We start from the raw sequence: 16,302 nt of genomic DNA on the forward strand, positions 1-16,302 counted from the left end.
ACTAAGTGGTTGAATCCGTAGATCAGGCGTTGCGATCGGCGCCCGCGATAGCACCACCGCGGGCGCGGACCCGGCCAAGCTCGGACCTGTGGCGGCTGCTGCCGTATCTGATGCCCTACCGCGTGCGCTGGATCGCGATGGTCATCGTGGCGATCACCAGCCTGGCAGCCACCGTGGCGATCCCGTTGATGACCAAGGCCGTCATCGACGGGCCGGTGCGCCATCAGGATCAGCAGGGCCTGTGGGTGCTCGGCAGCGCGGCGATGGCGGTTGGCATCTCCGAGGCGGTGCTCTGGTTCATCCGGCGCTGGCTGGTGGCGCGCGCGACGATGGGTGTCGAGGCCGATATCCGTAAGGATCTCTACGCCCGTCTGCAGATCCTGCCGATGAGCTTCCACGGCAAATGGCAATCCGGACAACTGCTTTCACGGGTGATGAACGACCTGTCGACCATTCGCCGGTTCCTGTCGTTCGGGCTGCTGTTCCTGGTGCTCAACGGTCTTCAGATCACCGTGATCACCGTCATCCTGCTGACCATGTACTGGCCGCTGGGCGTGGTGGTCCTGGTGTCGATCGTGCCGATCACGTTGACCGTCCTGCACTTTCAGCAGGATTACACCCGGCTGTCGCGGCTCGCGCAAGACCAATCCGGCCACGTAGCAACGCATGTCGAGGAGTCCGCGTTGGGCCTGCGGGTGGTCAAGAGCTTCGGCCGGGAGGACTACGTCTACGACCGATTCGACGAGCAGCTCACCAATCTCTACCGCACGCAGGTCGACAGGGTGTCGGTGTCGGCGAAATTCTGGACGCTGTTGGAAGTCATCCCCAACCTCACGTTGATCGTCGTGCTCGGATTCGGCGCGTACGCCGCGGGCCAGGGCTACGTCACCATGGGCACGCTGGTCGCGTTCATCACGATGATGCTGTCGCTGGTGTGGCCGATCGCCTCGCTGGGCTTCCTGTTGTCGATGACGCAGGAGTCGTTCACCGCCGCGAATCGGATCGCCGAGATCTTCGATGCGCCAAGAGAAATCACCGACGGGCCGTTGGACGAACCACCGCGCGGCGGGCGGCTGGAGCTGATCGACGTCGGCTTCCGCTTCCCCGACTCTGACTCCTGGGCCCTGCGTCACGTCACCGTCACCGTCGAACCGGGGGAGACGCTGGCGCTGGTCGGCACGACGGGCTCGGGCAAATCGGTGCTGGCCGCGTTGCTGTCGCGGCTGTACGACGTCACCGAAGGCGTGATCCGCATCGACGGTCAGGACATCCGCGAGCTGTCCCTGGAGGCGCTGCGGACGGTGGTGGCGACCGCGTTCGAGGACCCGACGCTGTTCTCCATGTCGGTGGCGGAGAACCTGCGGCTGGGGCGACCGGACGCGACGGACGACGAGTTGGCCCAAGCGATCGAGATCGCCGCCGCGCAGTTCGTCTACGACCTGCCGTTCGGCCTGGACACCCGCATCGGTGAACAGGGCATGAGCCTGTCCGGTGGTCAGCGGCAACGTCTTTCGCTGGCCCGGGCCATCCTGGCCGGACCGAAGATCCTGGTGCTCGACGACACGTTGTCCGCGCTCGACGTGCACACCGAGGCGGTCGTGGAGGAGGCGCTGCGCCGGGTGCTGCATTCGGTCACCGGCATCGTCGTCGCACACCGTGCGTCGACGGTGCTGCTGGCCGACAAGGTGGCGCTGCTCGGTAAGGCCGGCGACGGTTACGGCACCATCACCCACGTCGGCACGCACGCCGAACTGCTCGCCGGTGTGCCGCAGTATCGCTACCTGTTGGCCGCCGACGACGAACTCGACGACGCCGCCGAGCGCAGCTGCGCGTGGCAGGACGATGAGGAGCGCGACCGGCTGGGCCGCCTGCACGCCGAACAGGAGATCGCCGACAAGGTGTGCGACGGAAGGGAATTCGTGCCATCGGAGGTCGAGCGCCGATGACAGTCACGACGGTCACCGAGTGGCGCGGGAAGCTCGACGAAGAGCAAAATGACAACCTGCCCATCGACGAGGCACTGCCTCGGCGGCGGGAAGCCCGCAGTCTGCTGTTCTCGCTGCTGCGCCCGTACCGCGCGACGGTCGCCTTCCTGGCGCTGGTCGTGGTGATGGAAAACGCTGCGCGCCTTTCCGTTCCGTTGCTCGTGCAGCGGGGCATCGACCATGGCATCCCGCCGATCGTCGAAGGCGGATCGGCCCGCGAGCTGATGCTCATCGTCGGCGTGCTGTGCGTCGTGGTGGTGGTGCAGGCCAGCAGTCGGATGTTCTTCCTGCGACGGTCGGGCCGCATCGGGCAGAAGGTGCTGCTGGAACTGCGTCGCCGGGTGTTCCGGCATTTCCAGCGCCTCGACGTCGCATTTCACGACCGCTACACCTCGGGACGGGTGGTCAGCCGATCCACCAACGATGTCGAGGCCATCCAGGACATGCTGGAGACCGGCTTCGACAGCTTGATCACCGCGGTGCTCACACTGTTCGGCACGGCCGTGCTGCTCGTCGTGCTGGACTGGCGGCTGGGGCTGATGTGTCTGGGCGCGTTCCCGCTTCTGGTCGCGCTGGTGTGGTGGTTCCGCAACGAGTCGTCGCGGACCTACCGGAAGGTGCGCGAGAGCGCAGCGCTGGTCATCGTGCAATTCGTCGAGACCATGACCGGTATCAAGGCCGTGCAGGCGTACCGGCGGGAGCCGCGTAACCAGGAGATCTTCGAAGACATCGCCGACCGGTACAAGGCCGACAACGAGAAGACGTTCAAGCTGCTCGCGGTCTTCATGCCGGGGGTGAAGCTGGTCGGCAACATCACCACCGGCGTCGTGCTGCTCTACGGCGGCTACCGGGTGCTCAACGGCCAGATGACGATTGGCACGCTGGCCGCCTTCCTGCTGTACCTGCGGATGTTCTTCGAGCCGATGCAGGAAATCTCGCAGTTCTTCAACACTTTTCAGTCGGCGGCCTCCGCGTTGGAAAAGCTGGCCGGTGTGCTTGCGCAGTCGCCGGCCATCAGAGACCCCGCACATCCGGTGCGGTTGGCCAAGGTCCGCGGCGAGATCGAGTTCCACGACGTCGACTTCTCCTACGCGCCGGGCCGCCCGGTGCTTCCGGGGCTGTCGCTGCGGGTACCGGCCGGGCAGACGGTCGCGCTGGTCGGCACGACGGGCGCGGGCAAGACCACCATCGCCAAGCTGATCGCGCGGTTCTATGACCCGACGTCGGGATCGGTGACACTGGACGGTGTCGACCTGCGTCAGCTCGCGCAGACCGAACTGCGCCGCCACGTCGTGATGGTCACCCAGGAGAACTTCATGTTCGACGGGACGGTCGCCGACAACATCCGGTTCGGCCGGCCCGACGCCACCGATGCCGAGGTCGCCGCGGCGGCCGCGGCGGTGGGGGCCGACCGGTTCATCGCGCTGCTGCCCGACGGCTACGACACCGACGTCGCCAAGCGCGGCGGCCGGCTCTCGGCGGGGCAGCGGCAGTTGATCGCCTTCGCGCGGGCGTTTCTGGCCGACCCGGCGGTGTTGATCCTCGACGAAGCGACGTCGTCGCTGGACATTCCCAGCGAGCGCATGGTGCAGCGGGCGCTGGAGACGGTGCTGGCCGACCGCACGGCGCTGGTCATCGCGCATCGGCTGTCGACGGTGCAGATCGCCGACCGGGTGCTGGTGCTCGAGCACGGCCGCATCGTGGAGGACGGTCCGCCCGACGAGCTCATCGGCCGCACGGGCGGGCGCTATGCGGCCCTGCACCGGGCGTGGGTCGACTCACTGGCGTGAGATCGCGTCGGGGGCTGTGGCCGCCGCGAAATGACGACCCTGCTGTCGATCTCGACGCGGGGAGCGGAGACGGGACTATGCCAAGGATGCGTGGGTGGACTCACTGGCTGGAGAGCCGATAGCGCCACGGCAGCTGCTCGAAGCCGTCCGGCAGGTTGCTCTCGCCGCTGCCGAACGCCTCCTCGGCCAGGCGAAGCCAGTCTTGGTCTTCCGGAGGGTTGGTCATAGCTCGATAGTGTCCGGCCGGCATGCGGCCCACACGAGTAGCGCACTACTCGAATTCGCGACTACGTCGCGGCTGTCGATGTCGAGTGTGCGGGTAGCGCGTCGAGAGTGCATCTACGGTTGGCCCTATCGAAGAATCCCGCAGCCAGCGCACACTCGCAGCAGCCAGTGCACACTCGAACCCCCGCAAGGAAATCGAGACTGCGGTGAGATCGCGATTCCGTGCGGACTACGAAGCCAGCAGGGCCTCGAGTTTCTCGTTGGTCGACTGCAGCACAGGCCGTAGCGCGCCGGCGATCTTTTGGCGCACCCGCTCGCTGACGGCTGATTTCGCGTGGCTGAGGATGTTGAGCCGTGCACCGTCAAGCCAGGACATCATCTCCGGATCGGTGAACCAGTGCAATTGATTGCTGTTGTAGGCCAGCATCATTCGCAGCCAGTCCAGCGGGACGTGCGGGTAGGGCACCGGCCGGCAGAAGGCATTCCTGGTGGTGTCGTCGTCATACGCCGCTTCGACGTGGGCGATGGCAGCCGCGCTGAACGCGGGCTGACAAGTGCGGACCATCTGCAGCGTGATCACCTCCCCGTCGAACACCGTGACCACATCGCGGCTGCCCAAACCGTCTGCGGTGCAGTCGATGTAGAGTGCCGTCGGGTGCGTGGACACCGAGCCGCCGTCGAGCTCGATGCGTCCCGGCGCAATTGCAGTGACGTGACCCATTCGCACCACGTTCTCGATCCGTCGCAGCTGGGTGAGTTCGCCCTGCGACACGATGGCGCAGCGGAACATCGTCGGCTCGATCGACTCGTCGATGCGCAGCAGGCACCCGCTTGCCGCCAACCGGTCGAACAGGTCCTCGACCGACGATGCGAGTTCGACCGCCTTCAGCTGCGCCGCCACGTCGGCCGCCATCCGCTTGGCGAACAACGCCCCTGGCTGGACATTGGCGCGGTCCAGCAGCCAGGAGTCTCGTGGCTTGATCCAGGTCAGCCGTTGCGGCGCGATGCCGTGCCGCAACAACCACAGGCAGGCGTCCATCGCGGTCTTGCCGGCGCCGACAATGACGTACTCGTCGCGGGCCTCGCGGACTTTGGGCAGGTCGTTCGGCGGGATGCAGTCGACGCCCGCGGCGACCGCGTACGCCGGCTTTCGCATCGACGGTACGACGACGCCGATGTAGGTGCTGTCGACAATCCGCCGCCGCACCGTGACGGTGAACTCCTGGCCGCCCAGTGTGCGAAATCGCCTGTCGCCCAGGTACTCACTCATTGGGAAGTACGAGACCCGGCCGGTGGGAAGCAGATGCTGCTGCATCACCGCGTCGAAGTAGGCGCACACTTCGGCGCCGCTGGCCAGTTCGTAGTACCCGGCGTTCCAGCCGCTTTGATCGATGGTGTCGCTGCCCAGCGGTCGCGAGTTCACGCCGTAATAGGCCGACGGCTGATGCAGTCGCACAAACGGGTACGCGGTGTTCCAGTGCCCGCCGGGCGCGTGATTGCGGTCGACAATGACGACAGTGGCCGTCGTCTCAGAGACCAGGGTGTCGACGAACGCCATCGCAGTGGCGCCCGCGCCGATCACCAGGTAGTCCGCCTCGATGGTGTCCATTTACGGCAGCAATCGCGACCGTCGTGCCTTGGACACCGCCTCGTGCCGGGTCCGGGCGCCCAGTTTTGCAGCCGCGCTGCGCAGATAGCTCTTGACCGTTTCCGGCTTCAGTGAAAGGCGTTGTGCCGCCTCGGCATTGGTGCAGCCCAAGGCGACCTGCGCCAACACGTCAACCTCCCGCGAGGTGAGCGGCGCACACGCAGGAGTATCGCCGGACAGCGCCTTGGCCAGTCGGTCGGCCAGGTCCCGCAGCTGATCTGCGACCGCGGGGCTTTCCGCGGCCAGTCGACGAAGATCGGCGTGCACCTCGCGGATTTGCTCGGTACTGGCCGTCCCGCCGCCGAAGTTCGCCAGGTGCGCTTCGCGCAAACGCATCCGCCGGTCGACCTCGTCGCGCACGCGCAGCTCGTGGCCCAGCCGTCGGGCCGAGGCCACCATCGCGTCGGCGGTTCGGCCGCCGATCGGAGCGCCCGTCCGGTGCGCCCCGTAGAGCACCGCTCGCGCCTTGCCCTCGACCACCACCGGGACGGCCAGAATCGACCGGATGCCCTCGGTGAGCACCGGCTCGTCGTAGTCGTGCGTGATGGTGGCGGCGCTGCGATAGTCGGCCACCGAGATCGGCCGCCGCGCGACGACGGTGGCGCCGCCCAGCCCGGCGCTGGGCCGCACCGCGAGTCCCCGCATGGCGTTGGTCCTGGTGCCCAAGAACTCGGTGAGCAGCAGCGTGTCGTCGTGCACCTCACCGCCGAACGCGAGCGGCAACCCCGTCGTCGACGCCATCTGACGCAGCTCAGCCCGCAGCGCATCAGCATCACGCGGGCGCAAGACCGACATCGCGAAGTACCCACTTTCGGGGGTGGCGGCTGGTGGACTGTGACGTAGAGCATATCCACCATGGCAACGAACACCGAGGTCTACCGCAGCGCGCGCGACCAGCTCGTCGCCGCGATCGGCGACTACGACAAGGCGGTCCAGACGTTCACCTGGTCGCGGGTCACCGGCGCCTTCAACTGGGCCACCGACTGGTTCGACGTCATCGCGCGGGACAACCGCCGCACCGCGCTGTGGATCGTCGAGGAGGACGGCAGCGAACAGCAGATCAGCTTCGCGGAAATGGCCGACCGCTCCGACCGCGTTGCCACCTGGCTCGAGGGCCTCGGCGTCGGCAAGGGCGACCGCGTGATCCTGATGCTGGGCAACCAGGTCGAACTGTGGGAGGCGATGCTGGCGACCGCCAAGCTGGGCGCCATCATCATGCCGACCACCGGCGCGCTAGGGCCCGCGGACCTGCAGGACCGCATCGCCCGTGGCGGCGCGGGCTTCGTCATCGCCAACGCCGCCGACGCGCCCAAGTTCGACGACGTGCCCGGTGACTACAGCCGCGTCGCGGTGGGCACGGCCGTCAACGGCTGGCACACCTACGCCGACGCGTACGACGTCGAACCGACGCGGTTCAGCGCCCGCACCACCGTCGACGATTCGATGCTCATCTACTTCACCTCCGGCACCACCAGCAAGCCGAAGCTGGTCGAACACTCACAGGTCAGCTATCCGGTCGGGCATCTGACGACGATGGCCTGGATCGGGGTGCGGCCCGGCGACGTGCACCTGGCGATCAGCTCGCCGGGCTGGGCCAAGCACGCGTGGAGTTGCTTCTTCGCGCCGTGGATCGCCGAGGCGACGATCTTCGTCTACAACTACAGGCGATTCGACGCGGCGGCGCTGCTGCATCAGCTGCGGCGGGCGAAGGTGAACACGTTCTGCGCGCCGCCGACGGTGTGGCGCATGCTCATCCAATCCGAGTTGGGTGCGAAACCCGAAGGGCTGCGCGAGATTCTGGGCGCCGGCGAGCCGCTCAACCCGGATGTCATCGCGCAGGTGGAAAAGGCGTGGGGGCTGACCATCCGCGACGGGTTCGGTCAGACCGAGACGACGCTGCTGATCGGCAATACGCCCGGCCAGCCCGTCAAACCCGGTTCGATGGGCCGGCCGATGCCCGGTGTGCCGGTCGTGCTCGTCGATCCCCTCACCGGCCAGCCCGCCGACGAGGGCGAGATATGTCTTGATTTGCAACGCAATCCGCTCAATCTGATGACCGGCTACCTCGGCGATCCGAAGCGCAACGAGGCGGTGACGGCCGGCGGGTACTACCACACCGGCGATGTCGCCGGCCGCGACGACGACGGCTACATCACCTACATCGGCCGCACCGACGACGTGTTCAAGTCCAGCGACTACAAGGTGTCGCCGTTCGAATTGGAGAGTGTGCTGATCGAGCATCCGGCGGTGATGGAGGCGGCCGTGGTGCCGCAGCCCGACGACACCCGGCTGGCGGTGCCAAAGGCCTACATCTCGCTGGCAGCCGGCTGGGAGCCGTCCGCCGAAACCGCAAGGGCCATCATGGAATATGCGCGTGACCATCTGGCCCCGTATCTGAAGGTGCGTCGCATCGAGTTCTACGAGCTGCCCAAGACGATTTCGGGCAAGATCCGCCGCGTCGAGCTGCGCCGGCGTGAAGAGTCTGCACATCAAGCGGGCGAACCGATTTCGACCGAGTATCGCTACGAGGATCTGGTGGAGCAATGACCTCATACGACGCAGGCCCGACCCATCCGCCGCTCCTGGAGGAGACGATAGGGGCGAATTTCGAGCGCACGGTGGCGACGGCCCGGGACGCGGAGGCGCTCGTGGAGCTGGCCACGGGTCGGCGGTGGAGCTATGGCGAGTTGAACGCCGACGTCGACCGGGTAGCACGCGGCTTGATGGCGCTGGGGGTGGAAAAGGGTGAGCGCGTGGGGATCTGGGCACCCAACTGCGCCGAGTGGACGATGGTGCAGTATGCGACGGCCAAAATCGGCGCGATCCTGGTCAACATCAACCCGGCATATCGCACCCACGAATTGCGCTATGTGCTCAACCAGTCAGGCGTGCGCACGCTGATCGCCGCCCGCTCATTCAAGACGTCGGACTACGTGGCGATGGTGAATGAGGTGCGCCCCGAGTGCCCGGGCCTTCGCGACGTGGTGTTCCTCGACGGTGACGAGTGGGAGGCGCTGCTGGCCCGGCAGGTGCCCGGCGACGCACTGCGGGCGCGGATGGCCGAGCTGGTCAACACCGACCCGATCAACATCCAATACACGTCGGGCACAACAGGTTTCCCGAAGGGCGCGACGCTGAGCCACCGCAACATCCTCAACAACGGGTATTTCACTACCGAGCTGATCGGGCTCGGCCGAAGCGACCGGTTGTGCCTACCTGTCCCGTTCTACCATTGCTTTGGCATGGTGATGGGCAACCTCGGCGCCACCGCCCACGGCGCCACGGTCGTCATCCCTGCCCCCGGCTTCGACCCCGGCGCCACGCTGGCCGCCATCGAAACCGAGCGCTGCACAGGGGTTTACGGCGTGCCGACGATGTTCATCGCCATGTTGGCCCACCCCGACTTTTCCAACCGCAACCTGTCCAGCCTGCGGACGGGGATCATGGCCGGCTCCACCTGCCCGGTGGAGGTGATGAAACGCTGCATCAACGAGATGCACATGCGCGAGGTGGCCATCTGCTACGGCATGACCGAAACGTCGCCCGTCTCATGCCAAACGCTGCCCGACGACGACCTCGAGCGACGCACCGCGACCGTCGGCCGTGCGCATCCGCACGTCGAGATCAAGATCATCGACCCCGACACCGGCCAGACCGTCGAACGCGGCCGGCCCGGCGAATTCTGCACGCGGGGCTACTCAGTGATGCTCGGCTATTGGAACGAACCCGCCAAGACGGCTGAGGCCATCGACGCGGACGGGTGGATGCACACCGGCGACTTGGCGGTGATGCGCGACGACGGCTACTGCACCATCGTGGGCCGCATCAAGGACATGGTCATCCGTGGCGGGGAGAACATCTATCCGCGCGAAATCGAAGAGTTCCTCCACACCCACCCCGACATCGACGACGCGCAGGTTATCGGCGTGCCCGATCCTGTCTACGGCGAAGAGCTGTGCGCCTGGATCCGGATGAAGCCCGGCCGCGCGCCGCTGGACGCCGATGCGGTGCGCGCGTTCGCCACCGGCAAGCTCGCCCACTACAAGATCCCCCGCTATATCCACATCGTCGACGAGTTCCCGATGACGGTCACCGGCAAGGTCCGCAAAGTCGACATGCGCGAGCAGACCATCGAACTGCTCGGGCTCTGACTAATCGGGCGGTTAGGTGGAGGATTGTGGTCAAATACTGGCTTCAATCCTCCACCTAGTAATAATCGGCAGTCGTGTGGACTCCACCGCTCGTCCTGATCGCCGTCACGACATTGATGGCTTGCGTGCTGCTCGGCGGCGGGATCTATGAAACCCTTGTCGTCGACCCGGCCTGGCCCAAACGGCCCGGCATCATCCAGCCGCGCAACGGCGGTATCTCTCGGCGCAGGTTCTGGATTCCCGCCCATACCGTGTTCGAAGTCCTGCTCATCCTCACGTTGATCGCCTCCTGGGGCGACACTGATGTGCGCGCCGCGCTGCTGTTTGCGTTGGTCAGCCATGCGGTGATGCGGGTGTGGTCGTTGGTCGACTTCGTGCCCAAGGCGGTGTCGTTCGAGAAGGCCGACCCGGCCGATGTCGACGAGGCCGCCGCCGTGGGGTGGACCCGTCGCAGCCTGCTGCGGCTGCCGTTGGACGTCATCACGTGTGTGGCGATGCTGGTCGCGCTGGCGGCCGCGTAGCGGGTATAGGTGAATCATGACGATCTCGACCGACGACGTGCGTCGGCTGCTGCAGGCCGAGGAGCGGGGCGCTGTGTTGGTGCTGGTTGAAGGCCGCACCGAGGTGATCGCGGCGGGCCGGCTCGCCTCCGAGCAGTATCGGGGTGCGCTGGAGGTCATCTCGCGCGACGAGCTGGTCAAGCGTGTCGGCGCCGATCCTTCAGAACACGAGCTCGCCGAGCAGGCGGCAATCCTCGACTCGGCGATCTCCGAGCTGGGCGGTTAGGCCTCGATCTCGCCGGCGATCCTGCGCTCGATGCTGGCGCGGGTGGCGGCCGGCAGCACGACGAGCCCGTCGAGTTCCTTTTGCGCACGCGCATAGGCGTTTTGGCGCTCCTGCGGGGTGGCGCCGTCATCGGACGCCAGCCGCAGCAGGTTCTGCGCCCGCGCCAGCCGCTCCTGGGCCTCGGCGGAAAAGTCGCTGCGGCGCCGACGAATCGCCTCGGTCTCGGCGATGTCGAACGCCGCCGCATACTCGTGCACCGCGTCGCGGTACTCCAGCTGGGCAGCGCGGTCGCCGAGCAGGTCCTCGACGGACTCCGGCCGCAGCAGGTCGGCGCGGCTGCGGGCCTTGTGAAACGCGATCGTGAGCGGATCGCGCATATCGGTCATCATCGGGAAGTCGAGCAGCTTGGCGATGTCGATCTCGTAGTCCAGCCAGCGGGCATTCGTCCGGTCATGCTGCGCGAGCACCTTGGCCAGCTCGCGCTTCTGGGCGGCCTCGTTGTCCCGGCCGCGGGCGGCCGCTTCCGCCATCGCGATCTTCGTCTGCTGCTTGATGCGGTACCGCTCGAGACGGCGCTCGGCCCGTCGCTCGTTCGCGGCGGCGACGGCCTTGACTCCGCCGCCGATCATGCCGCCCAGCGGAAAGATCAGCCACCAGAAGTTGCCCGCGAAATGAAGGAAGGCCTCCACACCGCCAGGATGCCATCAGTGCGACGGCAGGCCGTCGATCGTGTGGCTGAGCTGGTCGGCGACCGCGCCGGGCTATGCACGAAGAGCAGTGTTGTCACCCGTTCAGCCCGATTCGCCGGTACCGGTTCAGTCGGGCCGTCAGCCGTCGATCGTCGGGAATGGCCCGCAGCGTGTGCAGCTCGTTGGCGATTGTCGCCGACAGCCGGCTGGTGAACTCCAGCGGTTCGTCGGCCGCGTCGGGATGTTCACCGACGACCGCGTCGACGATTCCGTGCCGTAGCAAGTCTGCCGATCGAATACCTTGCGCCCCAGCAAGTTCCGCCGCATGCGCCGTATCGCGGTAGACGATCGCGCTGGCTCCTTCTGGCGGCAGCGGCGCCAACCAGCCGTGCAACGCGGCCAGCACGCGATCCGCGGGCACCATCGCCAGCGCCGGCCCGCCGCTGCCCTGACCCAGCAGCACCGACACCGTCGGAGTGTCCAGCGTGACGAGTTCGGCCAGGCAGCGGGCGATCTCAGCGGCCAGGCCACCCTGTTCGGCCTCCACGGTCAATGCCGGCCCGGCCGTGTCGATCACGCACACCAGCGGCAGCCGCAGCCCCGCCGCCAGCGCCATGCCGCGGCGGGCTTCGCGCAACGCGCCCGGCCCGACCATCCCGACGACGCGCTGTTGGCCGAGCACGACGGCGGGCTGACCGCCGAACCGCGCCAGCGCCAAGACCGTCGTCGCCGCCTCACCCTGCTCGGTGCCCGACAGCAGCACCCGGTCCGTCGTGCCGTGGCGCAGCAGATAACCGATCCCCGGCCGGTCCGGCCGCCGCGAGGCCTCCACCGACGTCCACGCCGGCACGTCGGGCAACGGCTCGGCCGCCGGCGCCGGCGGCGGCAGGCGCGGTGCATCGGCGACCACCCGCAGCGCGCGGTCGAGGGTGGCTCGCAGAGACTCCAACGGCACCACGCCGTCGATCACGCCGTGGCGGTGCAGGTTTTCGGCGGTCTGGATGCCCGCCGGGAACGGCTCGCCGTAGAGCTGTTCGTACACCCGCGGGCCGAGGAATCCGACCAGCGCCCCGGGTTCCGCGGCGGTGACATGGCCGAGCGAACCCCACGACGCGAACACCCCGCCGGTGGTCGGGTGTCGCAGGTAGACGAGATACGGCAGGTGCGCCCGCTTGTGCAGTTCCACCGCCGCGGCGATCTTGACCATCTGCAGGAAGGCCACGGTGCCCTCCTGCATCCGCGTCCCGCCCGACGACGGCGAGGCCAGCAGCGGCAGCCGTTCGGCGGTCGCGCGGTGCACCGCGGCGGTGATCCGTTCGGCGGCGGCCACCCCGATCGAGCCGGCCAGAAAGTCGAACTCGCACACCACCACCGCGACCCGGCGGCCGAATACCCGCCCTTCGCCGGTGAGCACCGATTCGTCCAGTCCGGTCTTCGCGGACGCTTCGGCCAACTCCCGCCGATAGTCCTCATCCGGCGACACGTCCAGCGGCGGCCCGTCCCAACTGACGAACGACCCGTCGTCCAGCACGACATCGCGAAGCTGACGGGCGCCGATACGGCTCACCGCATGAGGCTAACGCGCGCGCCACCCCCGGATGGCGAACGCGCGCAACGGTTGTCATAATTAGCACTCATCGAGTAAGAGTGCTAAAAGCCGCCTGCTGCGCTGACGGAGAGGAGGAACATCGGTGAGCGGCACGGAACTCGTCACCATGCCCGATGCGGCCCAACCACTTCGGATCGTGCTCGTCGCACCGCCGTACTTCGACATCCCGCCCAAGGGTTACGGCGGCACCGAGGCCGTCGTCGCCGACCTGGCCGACGCGCTGGTCAAACGCGGGCACCGCGTCACGGTCCTGGGTGCCGGTGAGCCAGGCACGTCAGCGCGGCTGATCCCGTTGTGGGAGCGGACGATTCCAGAGCGGCTGGGCCAGCCCTACCCGGAGGTCATGCACGCGCTGAAGGTGCGTCGCGCCATCGAACACCTCGCGGCCACCGACGGCGTGGACCTCGTGCACGATCACACCTTCGCCGGCCCCCTCAACACGCCGGCGTACCGGGCGCTCGGGCTGCCCACCGTGGTCACCGTGCACGGCCCCATCGACGACGACCTGTACCCCTACTACCGGGAACTGGGCGACGACGTCGGGCTCATCGCCATCAGCGACCGTCAACGCGAACTCGCTCCGGACCTCAATTGGGTTGGCCGCGTTCACAATGCGCTGCGCATCGACGACTGGCCGTTCCGCGCCGACAAGGGTGACTACGCGTTGTTCCTCGGCCGCTACGCCCCGTACAAGGGGGCCCACCTGGCGGTGCGGGCGGCGCACGAAGCGGGCGTTCCGCTGGTGCTGGCCGGCAAGTGCGACGAGCCATCCGAGCAGGCGTACTTCGACGAACAGGTGCGCCCGCTGCTCACCGAGACGGATCATGTGTTCGGTCAGGCCGATGCGGTGAGCAAACGCAAGCTGCTCGCCGGCGCCCGCTGCCTGCTGTTCCCGATCCAATGGGAGGAGCCGTTCGGGATGGTGATGATCGAAGCGATGGCTTGTGGCACACCGGTGGTGGCGCTGCGCGGCGGCGCGGTGCCCGAGGTCGTCGTCGACGGGGTGACCGGGGTGATCTGCGAACACCCCGACGAGCTGCCCGCGGCGATGGAAAAGGCGCAGACGCTCGACCCCGCCGCCTGCCGCCGCCACGTGGCCGCGCACTTCGGGGTGGGCCAATTCGGTTCGGGCTACGAGCAGATCTACCGGCGCGTGGTCGGCGACCCCGCCTCGGCCCGTCACGTGACGCTGCGCCAAGTGCTGCCGCCCGATATCGGAGAGCGGGCGACGGCGTGAATGCACCGACGCCGCTCAACAGCAGCGAACCCGCCGGCCTCGGATTCGTCGGCGACACCGTGACGCTGGTCGAAGGCGCCACCTTCTGCCTGTCCGACCGGCGTGGCGACGTGCTGGCGGGTCGCTCGCACGGGTTGTTCTTCCGCGACGCCCGGGTGCTGTCCCGGTGGGATCTGCGCGTCGACGGTCAACAACCCGAACCGCTGGCCGTGCAGACGCCCGAAGCCTTTGCCGCGCAATACATTCTGCGGCGGGCCCCGAGGGCGGGCCTGGCGGACAGCACGCTGTTGATCGTGCGCGAGCGACTCGTCGCCGACGGCATGCGCGAAACCATCGTGCTGCACAACCTCGACGACGAGGCCACGGTGGTGACCCTGGAACTGCACGCCGACGCCGACTTCGCCGACCTGTTCGCGGTCAAGGAGGGCCGTGCCCCCCTCGGCGGTGCCGAATTGACGCTCATGGACGACGAATTGGTGCTCGCCGATCGCACCGACCCGATCCGCGGCGTGAAAGTCGCCGCCTCCGGAGATCCCGCGCTGCTGCCCGGTTCGTTCACCTGGCGGCTGGTGGTCCCGCCGCGACAGCGGTGGCAGGCCGAGATCGTCGTCGAACCGACATGGGCGAATCAAGTTGTGAAGACGCGCTTCCGGCGCGGCGAGCAGGTGGAGTCCAGCGCACCGGCGCGCAAGCTCGAGGCCTGGCGCGACACCGCGACCAACGTGGAATCCGATCACGCCGGGCTGACGCAGACGTTGCGGCGCAGCGAAAGCGACTTGGGCGCCTTGTTGATTCACGACGACGCCGGCGGGCGCCCCTTCGTCGCCGCCGGGGCGCCGTGGTTCATGACGCTGTTCGGCCGCGACAGCCTGCTGACCGCGTGGATGGCGCTGCCGTTGGACGTCGGCCTGTCGGTGGGCACCCTGCAGCAGCTCGCCGACGCGCAGGGCCGCCGCGTCGATCCCGTCACCGAGGAGCAGCCCGGCCGGATACTGCACGAGATCCGTCGCGGCCCCGCGAGCAACGACGTGTTCGGCGGCACCGTCTACTACGGCGCGGTCGACGCGACGCCGTTGTTCGTCATGCTGCTCGCCGAGAGCTGGCGGTGGGGCGCCGACGAGGAGTTCGTGCGCTCGCTGGTGCCGGCCGCCGACGCAGCGCTGGACTGGGCCGCCCGCTACGGCGACGCCGACCGCGACGGCTTCATCGAATACCGCCGAGCCACCGACCGCGGGCTGATCAACCAGGGCTGGAAGGACAGTTTCGACGGCATCAACGACGCCGCCGGCCACCACGCCGACCCGCCGATCGCGCTGTGCGAGGTCCAGGGCTACCAGTACGCGGCATTGTTGGCCCGCGCCGAACTCGCCGAGGCGTTCGGTGAGCCGGCGACCGCCGGGCGGCTGCGTGCGCGGGCCCAAGCGCTGCAAGAGCACTTCTTGGAGGCGTTCTGGCTGCCGGAGCAAGGGTGGTACGCCATCGCCCTGGACGGCCGCAAGCGGCCCGTCGACGCGCTGACGAGCAACATCGGGCACTGCCTGTGGACCGGCATCGCCACCGACGCGCACGCCGAGGTGATCGTCGAGCGGCTCGCCCGCGACGAGATGGACTCCGGATTCGGCCTGCGCACCCTGGCCACGACGATGGGCGCCTACAACCCGATGAGCTATCACAACGGCTCGGTCTGGCCGCACGACACCGCGATCGCCGTCGCAGGCCTGCTGCGCTATGCGCACATTCCGGGCGCGGTCGCGCTGGCCGAACGCCTGGCCGGCGGCCTACTCGACGCGGCCGACGCATTCGGCGGCCGGCTGCCCGAGCTGTATTGCGGCTTCCCGCGGTCGCAGTTCAAGCTTCCGGTGCCCTATCCCACATCGTGCTCGCCACAGGCGTGGGCAAGCGCGGCGCCGCTGCTGTTGCTGCGGTCGTTCCTCGGCCTGGATCCGCACGTGCCGGACCGTCGGCTGACGGTGGCGCCGCGGCTGCCGCAGGCCTGGGGCCGGGTCGCGTTGAGCGAACTGCGGTTGGGTGATGTGACGGTGCACGTCGAGGCGGAGGGCGAGGCGGTCAAGGTCAACGGCCTGCCGGCCGACTGGCAGCTGGTGACCGCGCAGGGCTGATCGCGGTGGGTCGTTAGGGTGGGGCCCATGGTGTGTCCTGGAAGCTGGATCAGGCTTGCGGG

The 16,302-nt window shown here is 67.9% G+C and carries 13 protein-coding genes; 8 read left to right on the plus strand and 5 right to left on the minus strand.

All coding sequences use genetic code 11. The features are described 5' to 3' along the window. Positions 1-5: 5 nt before the first annotated feature. Together CWS39_RS23625 and CWS39_RS23630 are read left to right on the plus strand one after the other, a co-directional pair. Complete coding sequence (locus CWS39_RS23625) at positions 6-1,946, plus strand: ABC transporter ATP-binding protein (RefSeq protein ID WP_102145328.1); 1,941 nt, start codon at positions 6-8, stop codon at positions 1,944-1,946. Next, positions 1,943-3,775: an ABC transporter ATP-binding protein gene (locus tag CWS39_RS23630; protein WP_102145329.1), complete on the plus strand. Its 1,833-nt coding sequence runs from the start codon at positions 1,943-1,945 to the stop codon at positions 3,773-3,775. The genes CWS39_RS23625 and CWS39_RS23630 overlap by 4 nt, the downstream gene beginning before the upstream one ends. A gap of 100 nt (positions 3,776-3,875) precedes the next feature. Here CWS39_RS23630 and CWS39_RS30090 read toward each other — a convergent pair whose 3' ends face one another. From CWS39_RS30090 to CWS39_RS23640, 3 genes are all read right to left on the minus strand, one after another. Next, positions 3,876-4,001: a hypothetical protein gene (locus tag CWS39_RS30090; RefSeq protein ID WP_255413047.1), complete on the minus strand. Its 126-nt coding sequence runs from the start codon at positions 3,999-4,001 to the stop codon at positions 3,876-3,878. Positions 4,002-4,229: 228 nt separating this feature from the next. Continuing rightward, complete coding sequence (locus tag CWS39_RS23635) at positions 4,230-5,609, minus strand: NAD(P)/FAD-dependent oxidoreductase (protein ID WP_102145330.1); 1,380 nt, start codon at positions 5,607-5,609, stop codon at positions 4,230-4,232. Continuing rightward, the gene (locus CWS39_RS23640; RefSeq protein ID WP_102145331.1) at positions 5,610-6,443 is read right to left on the minus strand and encodes a LuxR C-terminal-related transcriptional regulator; all 834 of its coding nucleotides are present in this window, start codon (positions 6,441-6,443) and stop codon (positions 5,610-5,612) included. Between the two features lie 60 nt (positions 6,444-6,503). Between CWS39_RS23640 and CWS39_RS23645 the strand changes: the two genes are divergently transcribed. From CWS39_RS23645 to CWS39_RS23660, 4 genes are all read left to right on the plus strand, one after another. Continuing rightward, on the plus strand, positions 6,504-8,195 hold the full coding sequence (locus CWS39_RS23645) for an AMP-binding protein (RefSeq protein ID WP_102145332.1): 1,692 nt from the start codon (positions 6,504-6,506) through the stop codon (positions 8,193-8,195). Continuing rightward, on the plus strand, positions 8,192-9,799 hold the full coding sequence (locus CWS39_RS23650; RefSeq protein WP_102145333.1) for an AMP-binding protein: 1,608 nt from the start codon (positions 8,192-8,194) through the stop codon (positions 9,797-9,799). The genes CWS39_RS23645 and CWS39_RS23650 overlap by 4 nt, the downstream gene beginning before the upstream one ends. A gap of 74 nt (positions 9,800-9,873) precedes the next feature. Continuing rightward, on the plus strand, positions 9,874-10,320 hold the full coding sequence (locus tag CWS39_RS23655; RefSeq protein ID WP_102145334.1) for a hypothetical protein: 447 nt from the start codon (positions 9,874-9,876) through the stop codon (positions 10,318-10,320). A gap of 16 nt (positions 10,321-10,336) precedes the next feature. Then, positions 10,337-10,585, plus strand: a complete 249-nt coding sequence (locus CWS39_RS23660; RefSeq protein ID WP_102145335.1) for a hypothetical protein — start codon at positions 10,337-10,339, stop codon at positions 10,583-10,585. Here the strand turns inward: CWS39_RS23660 and CWS39_RS23665 are convergent. After that, positions 10,582-11,274, minus strand: coding sequence for a hypothetical protein (locus tag CWS39_RS23665; protein WP_102145336.1), 693 nt, complete (start codon positions 11,272-11,274; stop codon positions 10,582-10,584). The genes CWS39_RS23660 and CWS39_RS23665 overlap by 4 nt on opposite strands. 94 nt (positions 11,275-11,368) lie before the next feature. After that, positions 11,369-12,841, minus strand: a complete 1,473-nt coding sequence (locus CWS39_RS23670; RefSeq protein WP_102145337.1) for a carboxyl transferase domain-containing protein — start codon at positions 12,839-12,841, stop codon at positions 11,369-11,371. Between the two features lie 148 nt (positions 12,842-12,989). On the opposite strand from CWS39_RS23670, the gene CWS39_RS23675 reads away from it, so the two are divergent. Continuing rightward, positions 12,990-14,120 (plus strand): glycosyltransferase family 4 protein, encoded by a 1,131-nt coding sequence (locus CWS39_RS23675; RefSeq protein ID WP_102145344.1) that lies wholly within the window; start codon positions 12,990-12,992, stop codon positions 14,118-14,120. Continuing rightward, complete coding sequence (locus tag CWS39_RS23680) at positions 14,117-16,240, plus strand: amylo-alpha-1,6-glucosidase (RefSeq protein WP_102145338.1); 2,124 nt, start codon at positions 14,117-14,119, stop codon at positions 16,238-16,240. The genes CWS39_RS23675 and CWS39_RS23680 overlap by 4 nt, the downstream gene beginning before the upstream one ends. The last annotated feature ends 62 nt before the right edge of the window (positions 16,241-16,302 follow it).

It is taken from the genome of Mycobacterium hubeiense (assembly GCF_002838065.1).
In the GTDB taxonomy this organism is placed as follows: domain Bacteria; phylum Actinomycetota; class Actinomycetes; order Mycobacteriales; family Mycobacteriaceae; genus Mycobacterium; species Mycobacterium hubeiense.

Bases quoted from the DNA above. Each gene is read 5' to 3' on its own strand.
- CWS39_RS23630 (WP_102145329.1), top strand. From the start codon at position 1,943: ATGACAGTCACGACGGTCACCGAGTGGCGCGGGAAGCTCGACGAAGAG.
- CWS39_RS30090 (WP_255413047.1), bottom strand. From the start codon at position 4,001: ATGACCAACCCTCCGGAAGACCAAGACTGGCTTCGCCTGGCCGAGGAG.
- CWS39_RS23635 (WP_102145330.1), bottom strand. From the start codon at position 5,609: ATGGACACCATCGAGGCGGACTACCTGGTGATCGGCGCGGGCGCCACT.
- CWS39_RS23640 (WP_102145331.1), bottom strand. From the start codon at position 6,443: ATGTCGGTCTTGCGCCCGCGTGATGCTGATGCGCTGCGGGCTGAGCTG.
- CWS39_RS23645 (WP_102145332.1), top strand. From the start codon at position 6,504: ATGGCAACGAACACCGAGGTCTACCGCAGCGCGCGCGACCAGCTCGTC.
- CWS39_RS23650 (WP_102145333.1), top strand. From the start codon at position 8,192: ATGACCTCATACGACGCAGGCCCGACCCATCCGCCGCTCCTGGAGGAG.
- CWS39_RS23660 (WP_102145335.1), top strand. From the start codon at position 10,337: ATGACGATCTCGACCGACGACGTGCGTCGGCTGCTGCAGGCCGAGGAG.
- CWS39_RS23675 (WP_102145344.1), top strand. From the start codon at position 12,990: ATGCCCGATGCGGCCCAACCACTTCGGATCGTGCTCGTCGCACCGCCG.